The organism is Burkholderia sp. L-4 (assembly GCF_056856535.1).
The window spans coordinates 849,837-863,314 of record NZ_JBXEOX010000001.1; the positions used below are offsets into that span (position 1 = coordinate 849,837).

The 13,478-nt window shown below is 65.6% G+C and carries 15 protein-coding genes and 1 tRNA gene; 4 read left to right on the forward strand and 12 right to left on the reverse strand.

Features of this window, described 5'->3' with window-relative positions; translation table 11 throughout:
- The first annotated feature begins 2 nt into the window (after window positions 1-2).
- Window positions 3-1,331, forward strand: a complete 1,329-nt coding sequence (locus tag AC1VVG_RS03930; protein ID WP_059557302.1) for an aminotransferase class I/II-fold pyridoxal phosphate-dependent enzyme — start codon at window positions 3-5, stop codon at window positions 1,329-1,331.
- On the forward strand, window positions 1,328-2,002 hold the full coding sequence (locus AC1VVG_RS03935) for a GNAT family N-acetyltransferase (protein WP_482835279.1): 675 nt from the start codon (window positions 1,328-1,330) through the stop codon (window positions 2,000-2,002). Before AC1VVG_RS03930 ends, AC1VVG_RS03935 begins: the two co-directional genes overlap by 4 nt.
- Before the next feature lie 118 nt (window positions 2,003-2,120).
- Here the strand turns inward: AC1VVG_RS03935 and cysC are convergent, their stop codons facing one another.
- The 3 genes from cysC to AC1VVG_RS03950 form a co-directional block, all read right to left on the reverse strand.
- Entirely contained in the window at window positions 2,121-2,684 is a 564-nt protein-coding gene (gene cysC / locus AC1VVG_RS03940; RefSeq protein ID WP_482835882.1) for an adenylyl-sulfate kinase, read from the reverse strand.
- A 739-nt stretch (window positions 2,685-3,423) separates the two neighbouring features.
- Window positions 3,424-4,257, reverse strand: coding sequence for a class II glutamine amidotransferase (locus AC1VVG_RS03945; protein ID WP_482835280.1), 834 nt, complete (start codon window positions 4,255-4,257; stop codon window positions 3,424-3,426).
- Window positions 4,258-4,452: 195 nt separating this feature from the next.
- A complete protein-coding gene (locus tag AC1VVG_RS03950) occupies window positions 4,453-4,782 on the reverse strand; it encodes a carboxymuconolactone decarboxylase family protein (protein ID WP_034187202.1) in 330 nt (109 codons plus the stop codon).
- Window positions 4,783-4,912: 130 nt separating this feature from the next.
- Between AC1VVG_RS03950 and AC1VVG_RS03955 the strand changes: the two genes are divergently transcribed.
- Window positions 4,913-5,860, forward strand: a complete 948-nt coding sequence (locus AC1VVG_RS03955; RefSeq protein ID WP_069706542.1) for a cupin domain-containing protein — start codon at window positions 4,913-4,915, stop codon at window positions 5,858-5,860.
- Between the two features lie 101 nt (window positions 5,861-5,961).
- On the forward strand, window positions 5,962-6,405 hold the full coding sequence (gene yiaA / locus AC1VVG_RS03960) for an inner membrane protein YiaA (RefSeq protein ID WP_034187204.1): 444 nt from the start codon (window positions 5,962-5,964) through the stop codon (window positions 6,403-6,405).
- 430 nt (window positions 6,406-6,835) lie between these two features.
- On the opposite strand, the gene AC1VVG_RS03965 is transcribed toward yiaA, so the two are convergent.
- From AC1VVG_RS03965 to AC1VVG_RS04005, 9 genes are all read right to left on the reverse strand, one after another.
- Window positions 6,836-6,912 (reverse strand) — tRNA-Lys (locus AC1VVG_RS03965).
- Between the two features lie 108 nt (window positions 6,913-7,020).
- On the reverse strand, window positions 7,021-7,770 hold the full coding sequence (gene ybgF, locus AC1VVG_RS03970; protein ID WP_034187206.1) for a tol-pal system protein YbgF: 750 nt from the start codon (window positions 7,768-7,770) through the stop codon (window positions 7,021-7,023).
- 19 nt (window positions 7,771-7,789) lie between these two features.
- The gene (gene pal, locus AC1VVG_RS03975) at window positions 7,790-8,302 is read right to left on the reverse strand and encodes a peptidoglycan-associated lipoprotein Pal (protein WP_011883386.1); all 513 of its coding nucleotides are present in this window, start codon (window positions 8,300-8,302) and stop codon (window positions 7,790-7,792) included.
- A 17-nt stretch (window positions 8,303-8,319) separates the two neighbouring features.
- Window positions 8,320-9,615, reverse strand: coding sequence for a Tol-Pal system beta propeller repeat protein TolB (tolB, locus tag AC1VVG_RS03980; protein ID WP_034187207.1), 1,296 nt, complete (start codon window positions 9,613-9,615; stop codon window positions 8,320-8,322).
- 108 nt (window positions 9,616-9,723) lie between these two features.
- Window positions 9,724-10,791: a cell envelope integrity protein TolA gene (gene tolA / locus AC1VVG_RS03985; RefSeq protein ID WP_482835281.1), complete on the reverse strand. Its 1,068-nt coding sequence runs from the start codon at window positions 10,789-10,791 to the stop codon at window positions 9,724-9,726.
- Window positions 10,788-11,237, reverse strand: a complete 450-nt coding sequence (gene tolR / locus AC1VVG_RS03990) for a protein TolR (RefSeq protein ID WP_006484943.1) — start codon at window positions 11,235-11,237, stop codon at window positions 10,788-10,790. The genes tolA and tolR overlap by 4 nt, the downstream gene beginning before the upstream one ends.
- A 10-nt stretch (window positions 11,238-11,247) precedes the next feature.
- A complete protein-coding gene (gene tolQ, locus AC1VVG_RS03995; protein ID WP_021157170.1) occupies window positions 11,248-11,925 on the reverse strand; it encodes a protein TolQ in 678 nt (225 codons plus the stop codon).
- A gap of 131 nt (window positions 11,926-12,056) precedes the next feature.
- Complete coding sequence (gene ybgC, locus AC1VVG_RS04000; RefSeq protein WP_034187209.1) at window positions 12,057-12,542, reverse strand: tol-pal system-associated acyl-CoA thioesterase; 486 nt, start codon at window positions 12,540-12,542, stop codon at window positions 12,057-12,059.
- Between the two features lie 107 nt (window positions 12,543-12,649).
- The gene (locus AC1VVG_RS04005) at window positions 12,650-13,396 is read right to left on the reverse strand and encodes an SDR family NAD(P)-dependent oxidoreductase (RefSeq protein ID WP_034187210.1); all 747 of its coding nucleotides are present in this window, start codon (window positions 13,394-13,396) and stop codon (window positions 12,650-12,652) included.
- Window positions 13,397-13,478: the final 82 nt, after the last annotated feature.

Sequence of the window (13,478 nt, forward strand, 5' to 3'; positions counted from 1 at the left end):
CGATGGCACTGGGAGAGCATCTTCGCCAGCAACTGGCGGCGAAAGCCCTGAAACGGCAACTGGAACGCGCGACCGATGCCGCGGCGGCGCCCGGCGTGCCCGGCACGCCAGCTGCGCAGACCGCGTCGGCGCGCAGCCGCTTCGAATCGATGCCGCAATATCAGCAGGTCCGGATCATGCGCGAGATGGGCGAGAAGCTGCGCGTCGACTCGCCGTTTTTCCGCGTGCACGACGGCGTCGCCGGTGCGACGACGCAGATCGGCGGCCGCGAATACCTGAACTTCGCGAACTACAATTACCTCGGCCTGGCCGGCGACCCGGACGTGTCCGCGCGTGCGAAAGCCGCGATCGACCGCTACGGCACGTCGGCATCGGCAAGCCGCATGGTCGCGGGCGAACGCCCGGTGCAGCGCGACCTCGAACGCGCGCTGGCCGCGTTCTACGAGACCGACGACTGCGTTGCGTTCGTGAGCGGGCATGCGACCAACGTGACCGTGATCGGCGCGCTGTTCGGCCCGGGCGACCTGGTCGTCCACGATGCGCTCGCGCACAACAGCATCGTGCAGGGCGCGCAGCTGAGCGGCGCGAAGCGGTTGAGCTTCCCGCACAACGACTGGCAGGCGCTCGACGAACTGCTGTCGCGTGTGCGCCGCGAATATCGGCACGTGCTGATCGCGATCGAAGGGCTGTACAGCATGGACGGCGATTTCCCCGACCTGCAGCGCTTCGTCGACGTGAAGACGCGCCACGGCGCGTTCCTGCTGGTCGACGAGGCTCACTCGCTCGGCGTGCTTGGCGCGACCGGCAAGGGTATCCGCGAGCATTGCGGCGTCGCCCCCGATCAGGTCGACATGTGGATGGGCACGATGAGCAAGACGCTGGCCGGCTGCGGCGGTTTCATCGCCGGCTGCCAGCCGCTCGTCGACATGCTGCGTCATCTGGCGCCGGGTTTTCTGTACAGCGTCGGACTCGCACCGACGCTCGCCGAAGCGTCGCTGGCCGCGCTCGAACGCCTGCAGGCGGAGCCGGCGCGCGTCGCGCAACTGCAGGCGCGCGGGCGGCAGTTCCTGACCGAGGCGCGCGCCGCCGGGCTGAATACGGGCACGAGTGCGGGTTATGCGGTCGTGCCGGTGATTACCGGGAGCTCGCTGAAGGCCGCGCAATGGGCGAATGCGATGTTCGATGAAGGGATCAACGTGCAGCCGATCTTCTATCCGGCCGTCGAGGAAAAGGCGGCGCGGCTGCGTTTCTTCATCTGCTCGACGCACGAACCGGAGCAGATCAGCCGGACGGTTGGCGTGTTGTCGCGGCTGGCGGGGCGGAGCGCATGACGCAGGCCGCCGCGTTCCCGCGGGCGGTTCCGCGCGCCGGCGAGCCCGCGCGGTTTCGCGCGGCCGATGCGGATGATGCGGCGGCGTGCGGGGCGCTCGTGTTTGCGTCCGGCGTGGCCGAATTCGGGTTCTTTCTCGGCGAAAGCGACGCGCGCTGCATCGCGTTCCTGCAGTGGGCATTCCGCTCGCGTCACGGGCGCTTCTCGTGGCGCCGGCACCGCGTCGCGGTTGCGCAAGACGGCACCGTGCTTGCCGTGATGGCGATTCACGACGGGCAGCGGACGATGTTCGACGACGTGCATGTCGTGTGGGCCCTCGCGCGTTTCTTCGGCGTGCGCCGCACGATCGGCCAGTTGCTGCGCGGGCTGATCCTCGAAACGGAACTCCCGGCGCCGAAGCGTTCGCAGATCCTCGTCGCGCATTGCGCGACCGACGAGCGGCAGCGCGGCACGGGTATCTTCAGTGCGTTGTTCCGCGATGCGCTGGACGCCGGCGCGTTGCCGGCCGACGGCAGCCGCGACGTCGTGCTCGACGTGCTGACCCGCAATGGGCGCGCCCGGGCGCTGTACGAGCGGCTGGGGTTCGCCGCGCTGCCGCGGCGGCGCGAGCGTTCGCGCCGGCTGCCGGCCGAGCTCGATTCGATCCGGATGCGGTTGGATCGTCGCGGCTGACGAAGAGGGGGTTGACCGGTGTGGCGCAGGGCAGGCCACTCAATCTCCGCTCGCCAAACTGGCGCGCTGAAACAGAAGCGGGTGGTGACGGAGGGGCGGGCCGGTGGTCGCGCCGGTATCAGCCGTTCAACGGCAATTTTTGAATGATCGCGTGCACGCATTCCAGCGGACTTGCTTCGCCCGTGCGCACGTGCACGTCGGGCGATACCGGCTTTTCATAGGTCGATTCGATGCCGGTGAATTGGCGAATGGTTCCTTGCCTTGCCAGCGCATACAGGCCCTTGGGATCGCGCGCTTCCGCGACATCCAGTGCAACGTCGACAAAGACTTCGAGAAACTTTCCCTCGGGAAAACGCGCGCGAGCCTTCGCGCGTGCCTGCTGAAACGGCGAGATCAGCGCAACGATGACGACGAGCCCGGCATCCATCATCAGGCGCGCAACCTCGGCCGTCCGACGAATGTTCTCGTGGCGGTCCGCGTCGCTGAACCCCAGGTCCTGATTCAATCCTTCGCGAAGCTGGTCGCCGTCCAGCAGAAAAGTCCGCAGACCGCGCGCGTCGAGTTGTTCCTTCAGCAGATTCGACAGCGTCGATTTACCGGCACCGGAGACGCCGGTGAGCCATACCACGAAGGCATGGTCCTGCTTCATGCTGGAACGCACGGATTGATTGCCCGTCAGCATGACAGGAAGAGAATTTTGGAGATCTTGAGTCATCTCGGATTCGATGTGCCGGTAACTGCGTCGCTGCTTTATTGTGATTCGGATTCATCCGTTGGCGAATTGTAACGTGCCTTTCCCAAATTTGTAACTTGAATATTTTAATCAGGAATAAGCGTTCGTTCTCGCGCACGGCGACGGTGCGCGAGCACCACCTGTCCGGTAATGATTGCCGATGCATCGTAATAATTTGAAATGAAGACCTGTCGCGGACGGAGTAAAAGACACGTAGAATCCCGGCCCCATTTCATCGCTCTCTGGATTATCGGTACACCCGTATCGGGCCCCGTGCAGTAAGGCATCCGGGCGCGGGCGATTTGTGCCGGAATCGTGCGAAGAATGGGAGCGCTTGCCGGTCGACGTGTCGCGGCATTCCTCGTACATATGTACTCGGCCGTGTGTCGATTATCGTGCTGGTCCCTGGCCGGTATGAAATCGCAAGAATATCAATTTTTTATTCAGAGAAAACCGGGGTAAGGAGCGCAGCCTGCCTTCGTCATACGGCCCCGGCGCCCATTATCGGATCGAGGATAATTCGCGGCGAGTTGCCCGATGGTATTTGCCGCGCCACGATCCGTATCGTTTCAGGTTTGACTCGGCAGTACTGAGCACTGCCCCCTCTAAACCGGATCGCCGCAATTGCCTCACTGCACCGAAGTGTTCGCCACCTGAATACGCTCGATTTCTTCAGGACTGCGGCGTGTCACTTGTGCCGCGGCGCGAACGGCTGCTGCAGCACATCCGCGCCATGCGCGACAATCGCCATCCCCTCCGGCACTTCCTCCCACGCGCCGCGTAAGTCGACGAGCGGTTCCGACACGATCATGAACGCGTCGTCGCCGGCTTCGGCGATGCGCGGGTTATGCGGATACAACTCGTGCAGGTGCTTGAACGACGTGCTGTGGAACAGCGAGCGCGATTGCCGTTCGCTCGAATAGCGCACCGCGATGATCCGGTCGCCGTCAGTCGCGCAGACCGTCATGTTGAGCGGGGCGGCCACGCGATGCCGCGCGGCGGTTTCCTCGACCACGCCGACCATTCGTTCGAGTGCCGGCAGCGGCGTCTGTTCGAGGCCGTAAGTCAGCGCCAGGCGGAACATCAGCTCCGAATCGGTCGAGCCTTCGAGCGTCGGGAACAGCGCGGGATCGACTTTCATCGTCAGGTCGCGGCGCAGCTTGTGGAAGTCGCGGATCAACCCGTTGTGCGCGAACAGCCAGCGGCCGTGGCGGAACGGGTGGCAGTTGGTTTCCTGTACCGGCGTGTCGGTCGCCGCGCGGATATGTGCGACGAACATTCGCGAGCGGATCGCGCGCGCGGCTTCGCGCAGGTTTCGGTCGTTCCATGCCGGATGGACGGACCGGTAACGGAACGGGAGTTCGTCGGGGCGCCCGTACCAGCCGATGCCGAAGCCGTCGCCATTGGTGGTCGTGGCGCCGAGTTCCGAATGCAGGCTCTGGTCGATCAGCGAATGTTTCGCGCGGAACAGCACGGTTTCCAGATGGATCGGATTACCCGTATAGGCGAGCCAGCGGCACATGGAACGCTCCTTTACGATGGATCGTTCGCGCATGGTAGCCGACTTCGCGGCATGCCCGCGCCTGCGCGCGGCGCAGCGGCGGCTGCCGGCGCGAGCACGCCGGCCAATCTTCAACCATCGCGAGGTGCGTGGCCACCCGGCCGGACGGCCGGGCGCCACGCAGCAGGGTGGCCCGCGACGGCACTGCGGTGACGGTCAGTCGCCGAGCGCGTCCATCACGCGCGCCGAATAGACGAGCGCCGCGCCTGCATTCAGTGCGATCGCGACGCCGAGCGCTTCCGCCACTTCCTCCTTGGTTGCGCCGTGCTTCGTCGCCTCGGCGGTGTGAACGGCAATACAGCCGTCGCAGCGCGTCGTGACGGCCACCGCGAGCGCGATCAGCTCGCGCGTCTTCGCGTCGAGATGGCCGGTCTTGGCGCCGGCGCCGGACAGCGCCTTGTACCCGGCCAGCGTATCGGGCGACAGCTTGGCGATGTCGCCGATGCGCGTCGAGAGTTCCTTCCGGTATTCGTTCCAGTTCAGCATGATGCGTCCTTTTCGAGAAGAGGTGAGGAGGGCGGCGGGCGCCGCGATCTCGGGCGATGCAGACCTATTCTGATCGTTCGCGCTGAGGGTTTCGATACGCTAGAGTGTCAATTTTTAGCGCAATCGTCTCATGGATGCCTTGAGTCAACTGCTGTCGCTGGGACGCAGCCATGTCGAGCTCGACGTGCGATGCCTGCTCGACGGGCCATTCGCGATGCCGCACGACCCGCTTCCGCCGGGTGAGGCGGCGTTCCATCTGGTGCTGACCGGCACGTGCCGACTGCGCACGGCCGACGGACGCACGCTGCAGCTCGCCGAAGGCGATTTCCTGCTGTTGCCAGCCGGCGGCGCACACGACCTGCTCGACACGGGGCGCGACCGGTCGCAGCCGGTCGTGCCGCTACGCGATTCGGGTGCCGGCGACGGCGCGGTGCTGCCGGTCAAGTCGAATCTCGATCCGGCCGCGCCGCACAGCGCGAGTGTGGACCTGCTGTGCGGACGGTTCGTCTACGCGCGTGGTGCAGGCGAATTGCTGATGCGCGCGTTGCCGCAGGTGCTGCACGTCGGATTGCGTGAGGCCTCGGGGTTCGAGCCGCTCCAACTGCTGACGAGCGTGCTGCGCACCGAGGCGTCGAACGTGCAGCCGGGCGCCGGCGCGATCGTGAACGCGCTCGGCCAGGCGCTGCTCGCGTATGCGCTGCGTGCCTATGGCCGCGGCGCGAGCGTGCCGTCCGGCTGGCTCGCGCTCGCGGCCGACGCGCGGCTCGGCCCGTCGGTCCAGGCCGTGCTGCGGGCGCCGGAGCAGCCGTGGACGGTCGAGTCGCTTGGCGACGCGGCGGCCATGTCGCGCGCGACGTATGCGCGGCATTTCCGCGAGAAAGCCGGGATGAGTGTCGGCGCGTTCGTCGCGCAGATCCGGATGATGCATGCATGCGCGTTGCTGCAGGACACGCAGCGCGGTCAGGCGGAGATCGGGCAGGCGGTCGGTTACCAGTCCGAGGCTGCCTTCGGCAAGGCGTTTCGCGCGGTGCTCGGCATGACGCCCGGGCGCTGGCGCCGCGCGCAGCGCGGCATGTAAGACTGCACCGGCGGCTGTCGTCTCGCGGACCAAAGCTGCTACCATGCGCAAAACGCAGTTCAACGAAAACGATTTCGAACAAGAAGAGAGAGGGCAAAGCAATGAACCAGACCACCATCCATCAGCCGTCGTTCGCGTTCGTGGCAGCATCGTGGGCCGCGCTGCTCGCCGGCTTCGCGGCATTCCTGATCGGCCTCTGGAACGCCGGCATGCAGCTCAACGAGAAGGGTTACTACTTCACCGTGCTGGTATTCGGCCTTTACGCGGCGATCTCGCTGCAGAAGAGCGTGCGCGACCGCGCGGAAGGTATTCCCGTCACCGGCATCTACTACGGCCTCAGCTGGATCGCGCTGCTGCTGTCGATCGCGTTGCTGATCGTCGGCCTGTTCAATGCCACGCTGCAACTGAGCGAAAAGGGTTTCTACGCGATGTCGTTCGTGCTCGCGCTGTTCGGCTCGGTGGCCGTGCAAAAGAACACACGCGACCTGCAGAACGCGAAGCCGCGTTTTGCCGACGCGGAGTCCGCGCCGTCGATCCAGGAGTGATGCTGCGCACGGCGGGCGCCTGATCGGGCCGCCCGCTTCGCGATGAGGGTCGCGGCGGCCCGCTTTCGTCGGCGTGCCACAAGCCTCCTTACTGTCGGTTCATCCATACTGCCGCGCATGAAGGCGGAGATATTCCGGATGCCTAACTTCAATGAAGCCGCACCGCGGCCGCTCGTTCCGTGGCGGCGAAGACCGCGCTCGTGCTGGAGACGAACAGACTGCGCTGACGTTCAGGCAGTGACCGCAACGGTGGTGGTGGCGATGTCGAAGGACGCGGTAGTGGAGGGTGCCTGCGGGAGCTGCGATGCTCAGGGGCCGCGCGCGACCGAGTGCGCGGCGCGCATCGTCGATGCATTCAAGCTCGAACGGCCTGACGACAGACGCAAAAAAGCCTCCACGCGGGAGGCTTGAATGCACTATCAAAGATAGTTGGTAGGGTGGGAGGGACTCGAACCCTCGACTCTCTGATTAAAAGTCAGATACTCTAACCAACTGAGTTACCACCCCACGTTCTTGAAACCTGTTGGTTCGTTGCTTTAACAACTTGGCAAGCGACCCAAAGAGCAAAAGATTATAGCGGCGGCTTGATAGGGTGTCAACAACCCGCCGCGATAATTATTTGATCGTTTCGAGCTTGCCCTGCGCCGTCTGCGCCGCGTTTGACCCGGCGTACTGCGACACGACTTGCTCGAACGTCTTCTTCGCGGCCGCCTTCTGGCCTTGTTCGAGCTGGTTCGTCCCGATCGCCACGAGGGCATCGGCCGCGCGCGGGTGCTGCGGGAACTTGCTGACGATCCCTTGCCACGTCGCGGTCGAACCGCGGTAGTCGCGCAGCGCGTATTGCGCATTGCCGTACCAGTACTGCGCGGTCGGCTGGTAGGGGCTCTGCGGATACTTCGCGATGAACGCGCGGAACGAAGCCGCGGCCGCCTTGAAGTTGCCGTTGCGGAACTGCTGTTGCGCCGCATTGAGCGCATCCGTTTCACCCGGCTGCACGGTGCCTTCGACCCCATCGATCGTCGCCTGCTGCGGCTCGAACTTCTTGAGCCGCGTGTCGAGATCCTGGTAGTACTCCTTCTGCTGCCGCTCGAGCGTCGTCAGCCGGTTCGTCAGATCCTCGTTCTCGCCGCGCAGCGTCGCGACCTGCTGGTTCAGCTGGTCGAGACGGCCGGATTGATCGAGGATCGTACGCTGGGCGGCCGACAACTGGTTCGCCAGGTTGTCGGTTTTGCTACGCAGATCGAGCACGGCACGGCGCGCTTCGTTGTCGTCGAACACGCCGGCGTGCGCCGGCGCGGCCGACCACGCCGCGCCGGCGACGCAGAGAGCTGCGGCTGCACGCAGCCAGGTTACACGGTGCGTCATACGGCGATTCTTCCGTTACTTACTGTTGGTAGACGAGGTCGGCGCGACGGTTCTGCGCCCACGATGCTTCGTCGTGGCCCGTTGCCTGCGGCTTTTCCTTGCCGAGGCTCACGGCTTCCATTTGCGAGTCGTTCACGCCGAGCAGTGCCATCGCGCGGCGGACGGCTTCCGCACGCTTCTGGCCCAGCGCGAGGTTGTACTCGCTCGTGCCGCGTTCGTCGGTGTTGCCCTGGATCAGCACGTGACGCTGCGGGTGGCTCTTCAGGTACTGAGCGTGCTGCTGCAGCAGCGGCTGGTACTCGTCCTTCACCGAATAGCTGTCGAAGTCGAAGTAGATGCTGCGCTTCGCGAGCGGGCTGTTCGGGTCGTTCAGCGGATCGACGTTCACTTGCGCGACGTTGTCGGCGCTCGGTTGCGTGCTGACGGCACCCGCGTTGTTCGCCTTGTCGTCGAGCTTCACGCCCGACTTACATGCGGCGAGCGCGCTGATCATCATCACGGCCAGGGCCAGACGAGCTTTATTCGACATCATGGTTACTCTCCTTGTGGTCATTGCATGAAGGGCCCCCACGACGGCTCGCGAACGGAGCCGCCCTGGACGGACAGGATTTGCGGCGGCGCGCTGCCGTCGGAAGGCACTGCGGCCAGAACATTGCGACCACCCGACTGGGTAGCGTACAGAACGTACTGGCCGTTTGCCGCGAAGCTCGGCGATTCGTCGCGATTGGTATTCGTGATGGCGTTCGCCGCGCCGGATTGCAGATCCTGAACGTACAGCTTGAAGCCCCCGCCCGTGCGGGAGATGTAAGCGAGCAGCTTGCCGTCCGGGCTGATCCGCGGACTCGTGTTGTAGCTGCCGGTGAAGGTCACGCGCTGCGCGGCACCGGCGCTTTCGCCCTGTGCGGGCATCCGGTAGATTTGCGGCGCGCCGCCGCGATCGCTCGTGAAGTAGATCCAGCGGCCGTCCGGCGAGTAGAACGGCTCGGTATCGATCGAGCTGCTCTGCGTGAGACGGCGCAGGCCGCCGCCATTCGCGTTGACCGTGTAGATTTGCGTATTGCCCGTCAGCGACAGCGCGACGGCGAGCGTGTTGCCGTCCGGCGACCACGCCGGCGCACTGTTGTTGCCCTTCTGGTCGGAGACCATGTAGCGGCGGCCGGTCGGCAGGTCATGGATGTAGACGATCGGTTTCTTGCGCTCGAACGACACGTACGCGACCTTCGTCCCGCTCGGCGACCACGCCGGCGAGATGATCGGCTCGGTGCTCGACAGCGCGATGCGCGCGTTCTGGCCGTCCGAATCGGAGATCTGCAACTGGTAGCGATTACCGGTCTTGATCACGTACGACAGGCGCGTGGCGAATACGCCGCGCACGCCGAGCAGCTTCTGGTAGATGTAGTCGGCGATCTTGTGGCCGGCCGTGCGCAGCGTGGTGTCGGTCGCCGTCAGCGACAGGCCGCCGAGGCTTTGCTGCTTCACGGTGTCGTACAGGATGAAGTTGACCTTGTACTGGCCGTTCGCGTCGCGGTTCACGCTGCCGGCGACGAACGCGTTCGCGCCCTTGGCCTTCCATGCGCCGAGATCGACCGACGCGGTCTCGGGCACGGGCGTGCTGCCGGCGTCGATGTTGGTGAACTTGCCGCTGCGGGCGAGGTCGGCACGAACGATCGACGTGACCTGTTGCGGCAGGCTCGCCTCGTTCGTGAAATTCGCGGTGGCGATGGGGAACTGGGTCGACCCGACACCGGTGATCAGCACGTTGACCTGGGCGTTAGCGGCGCTGCCCGCCGTAATCAGACACGAGGCCACGAGTGCCCTGAAACCTAGCTTTGTCATCAAACTCATGCTTCTGCTTCCCATGTGACTTGGATCGCTGCGCAACCGCAGAGACAGTAAAAATACCCGATTCGTTCCCGTCCGGCAGCGACGCACGGAGTTTAAGCGCATTTGCGCTCACTCCGCCGCCTTGAAGGTAATCGTAATGCTCGACGGGGTATGACCGTCAGTATCGGGCGGTAACGGAACCGACGCCTGGATCGCATTGACGACCGCCTGATCCCACCCGGAATTGCCGCTCGATCGCGAGACCGACACGCTCAGCAGGTCGCCCGAGGGCGTACAGCGGATCTTGACGATGGTCGTGAGCCCCGCGCGCTCGCCGCCCCAGACGATGTTCGGCTTCACGCGGCGGCGCACCTTGTCGGCGTAGCCGGGCGATGCGGCGTTGCCGCCGGAACCCGTGCCGGTGCCGCTTTTCGCGAGGCCCTGGCCGCCGCCTTCACCGGCACCCGCGAGGCCCTGCATCTGCGCGAGGCGCGCATTTCGTTCCCGGTCGAGCTTCGCCTTGGCGGCCGCGTCGGCCTTCGCGTGCGCAGCCGCTTCGGCCTTTGCCTTCGCCTGCGCTTCCGCCTTCGCTTTCGCGGCGGCGTCCGCCTTGGCCTTCGCTGCCTGCTGTGCTTCGAGCTGCGCCTGCTTCTGCTGTTGCAGTTTTTGCTGTTCGAGCTTCTGCTGTTCGAGCTTTTGCTGCTCTGCGAGCTGCTGTTGCTTCAGTTTCGCCGCCTGCTTCTGCTTGTCGCGTTCGGCGGCCTTTTCCGCGGCGAGCGCGGCGGCCTGCTGCGCGGCGAGTTGCGCGCGGCGCGCTTCCTCTTCCTGTTGCTTCAACTGCTGCGCGCGGCGCTGCTGCTCGAGCAGCACTTCGCGCGCGGCCGCTTCCTGCTGACGTTTCTTCTGTTGCAGCGCGATGTCGGCCTGCTCGTCGCGCACCGGCGGAGCGGGGGGCGCGACCTTCGCGGGCGGCGCGGGCGTGACGACGGGCCGCGGCGCGGGCACGTCGGGCACCTCGGTCCACAGTTCGGCTTCGGCGCCGGCCGGCGTGCTGTTCTGCCACTGCACGCCGTGATAGAGGAACAGCGCGAGCAGCACGTGCATCAGCGCGGCGAGCGCGAACGCGCGCCAGGTGCCGCGCTCGCGGGGAGGCTGAGGCGGGTAGGCGGCGCTGCGCGTGGATTGCTGCCGGTTCATTGCGATTTGACGAGGAGACCGACGCGCTTGACGCCGCGCGCCTTCAGATCCGACATCACGGTCATGACGGCATCGTACTGCACGGTCTTGTCGGCCGCGATCACGACCGGCTGGTCAGGGTGATCGGCCTGCCGGGCCGAGATGAAGCTGTCGAGCTCGGCCTTCGTCATCGTGTCTTCCTGGGTCGCGCCCGAGTCGCCCTTGTACTTGACGCTCATCGTGCGGTCGGCCTTGATGTTGACGACGACGGGCGGCGTCTGCTCCTGCGGCGCGGCATTGCCGACGGTCGGCAGGTTGATGATCGACGGGGCGACGAGCGGTGCGGTGACCATGAAGATCACGAGCAGCACCAGCATCACGTCGATGTACGGCACGACGTTGATGTCGGCCATCGCACGGCGCGAGCGGCCGCCGCGCATGCTGGATCGGATGGGACTTCCTGCCATGGCGCGCTCCTTACTGGGCCTGACGCTGCAGGATGTTCGAGAACTCTTCGATGAAGGTCTCGAAGCGGATCGCGAGGCGGTCGATGTCGTGCGCGTAGCGGTTGTACGCGACCACCGCCGGAATCGCGGCGAACAGGCCGATCGCGGTGGCGACGAGTGCCTCGGCGATGCCCGGTGCGACGTTCGCGAGGGTCGCCTGCTGCACGTTCGCGAGGCCGCGGAACGAGTTCATGATCCCCCAGACGGTGCCGAACAGGCCGATGTACGGGCTGACCGAGCCGACCGACGCGAGGAACGCGAGGTTGGCTTCGAGCACGTCCATCTCACGCTGGAACGACGCGCGCATCGCGCGGCGCGCACCGTCGAGCACGAGGCCCGGATCGCTGATGCGCTTTTCCTTCGCCTTCAGGAATTCGCGCATCCCCGATTCGAAGATCCGCTCGAGCGCGCCGATCGTGTGGCGGTTGTTGGCCGCGCTCTGGTACAGCGCCTGCAGGTCGCCGCCCGACCAGAAATCCTTCTCGAAGCGTTCGGTCTGCGCGCGCGCGCGGCGGATCGCGAACCACTTGCGGAAGATGAAGGTCCACGACATCAGCGACAGCAACAGCAGCAGTCCCATCACGGCCTGGGCGAGCACGCTCGCGTTGAGGACGAGGGAAATGATCGACAGGTCTTGAGAAGTGTTCATAGAGGTTTGAGTAACGGCCCTTCGGGGGCGCCCGGTATGCGTGCGGCGCGGCGCGCCGGCCATGCCTGACGCCGAACCTTGCTTAGTATCGAATCAGAACCGCAAGTTCATAGGCTTTGTCTAAACGGCGCTCATGCGAGCTTCGTTGACAATGGAGTGTGCCCGGCGTCGATGACGGGCCCGCGTTGCAGCGCGTCGAGCACAGCCGGCGGGATGGCCGCGGGCCGGATACCGTCGCGGTCGACGCAGCCGAGGCGAATGTGTCCGGCCACGAGCAGCGTGTCGCCGCACCAGGCTTCCTGCGTGAAATCCACCGACGCGCGGCCGATGCGTCCGGGCCGGCTCGTGATCGTCAGCGTGTCGTCGAGTCGCGCGGGCGCGCGGTAGTCGAGCGACGTGCTGCGGACGATGAAGATCGCGCCAGTATCGTCGGCGAGCTGGCGCTGGTCGATGCCGCACGCGCGCAGCCACTCGGTGCGGGCGCGCTCGAAGAACTTCAGGTAGTTGGCATAGAAGACGATGCCGCCTGCATCGGTATCCTCGTAGTACACGCGCACCGGCCAGGTGAAGCCGGACGGCGCTTCCGGGGAGCGGGTAGGCTGAGTCATGGCGCGCATTCTACCGGAAGGCAAAGGCCGGATTCGTAACCGTTTCGTAACGGAATGTAGTGCGTCGTGGCACACCGGGGCCGGCCGCGGGCGGGCCTGCGGCCGCGGGCGACGTGTCAGCCGCGATGGATCGTGAGGCCCGCCGGAGCTTGCGCGACCGGCATCATTTCGATCGTATTGATGTTGACGTGCGCGGGACGCGTGGCGATCCAGTAGATCGTATCGGCGATGTCCTCGGCCGTGAGCGGCTGGACGTTCTCGTAGACGTTCGCCGCCTTTGCGTCGTCGCCGCGGAAGCGGACGTTCGAGAATTCCGTGCCGCCGCACAGGCCCGGCTCGATGTCGGTTACGCGCAACGGCGTGCCGATCAGATCGGTACGCAGGTTCAGACTGAATTGTCTGACGAAAGCCTTGGTTGCGCCGTATACGTTCCCGCCGGGATACGGATAGGTGCCGGCCACCGAGCCCAGATTGAAGATATGGCCACGACCGCGCGCGATCATGCCGGGCAGCAATGCGTGCGTGACGGTCACGAGGCCCGAGCAGTTCGTGTCGATCATGGTCTGCCACTCGTCGAGGCTGGCCTTCTGGGCCGGCTCGACGCCGAGCGCGAGGCCGGCGTTGTTGACGAGCACGTCGAGCGCCGCGAATTCGGCGGGGAGGGCGGCCGGCACGGCTTCGACGGCCGCGCGGTCGCGCACGTCAAGCTCGAACGGCAGCAGCGCGTCGCCGAGTTCGGCCGCGAGCGCGTCGAGGCGATCCTTGCGGCGCGCGGTGGCGACGACGCGATGGCCGCCCTTGACGAAGGCGCGGGAGATGGCGGCGCCGAAGCCGGCGGACGCACCTGTGACGAACACGATCATTGCTGCTCCTGGTCGGTAACGGAATAGCGGGTGGAATCCCGCAAGCCTACTGAGAATGCCGCACCGCGGCAAGACGGCGAAG

Excerpts from the sequence above, each read along its gene's own strand:
- AC1VVG_RS03930 (WP_059557302.1), top strand. The coding sequence starts at position 3 with ATGGCACTGGGAGAGCATCTTCGCCAGCAACTGGCGGCGAAAGCCCTG.
- AC1VVG_RS03935 (WP_482835279.1), top strand. The coding sequence starts at position 1,328 with ATGACGCAGGCCGCCGCGTTCCCGCGGGCGGTTCCGCGCGCCGGCGAG.
- cysC (WP_482835882.1), bottom strand. The coding sequence starts at position 2,684 with ATGCTGACGGGCAATCAATCCGTGCGTTCCAGCATGAAGCAGGACCAT.
- AC1VVG_RS03945 (WP_482835280.1), bottom strand. The coding sequence starts at position 4,257 with ATGTGCCGCTGGCTCGCCTATACGGGTAATCCGATCCATCTGGAAACC.
- AC1VVG_RS03950 (WP_034187202.1), bottom strand. The coding sequence starts at position 4,782 with ATGCTGAACTGGAACGAATACCGGAAGGAACTCTCGACGCGCATCGGC.
- AC1VVG_RS03955 (WP_069706542.1), top strand. The coding sequence starts at position 4,913 with ATGGATGCCTTGAGTCAACTGCTGTCGCTGGGACGCAGCCATGTCGAG.
- yiaA (WP_034187204.1), top strand. The coding sequence starts at position 5,962 with ATGAACCAGACCACCATCCATCAGCCGTCGTTCGCGTTCGTGGCAGCA.
- ybgF (WP_034187206.1), bottom strand. The coding sequence starts at position 7,770 with ATGACGCACCGTGTAACCTGGCTGCGTGCAGCCGCAGCTCTCTGCGTC.
- pal (WP_011883386.1), bottom strand. The coding sequence starts at position 8,302 with ATGATGTCGAATAAAGCTCGTCTGGCCCTGGCCGTGATGATGATCAGC.
- tolB (WP_034187207.1), bottom strand. The coding sequence starts at position 9,615 with ATGAGTTTGATGACAAAGCTAGGTTTCAGGGCACTCGTGGCCTCGTGT.
- tolA (WP_482835281.1), bottom strand. The coding sequence starts at position 10,791 with ATGAACCGGCAGCAATCCACGCGCAGCGCCGCCTACCCGCCTCAGCCT.
- tolR (WP_006484943.1), bottom strand. The coding sequence starts at position 11,237 with ATGGCAGGAAGTCCCATCCGATCCAGCATGCGCGGCGGCCGCTCGCGC.
- tolQ (WP_021157170.1), bottom strand. The coding sequence starts at position 11,925 with ATGAACACTTCTCAAGACCTGTCGATCATTTCCCTCGTCCTCAACGCG.
- ybgC (WP_034187209.1), bottom strand. The coding sequence starts at position 12,542 with ATGCGCGCCATGACTCAGCCTACCCGCTCCCCGGAAGCGCCGTCCGGC.
- AC1VVG_RS04005 (WP_034187210.1), bottom strand. The coding sequence starts at position 13,396 with ATGATCGTGTTCGTCACAGGTGCGTCCGCCGGCTTCGGCGCCGCCATC.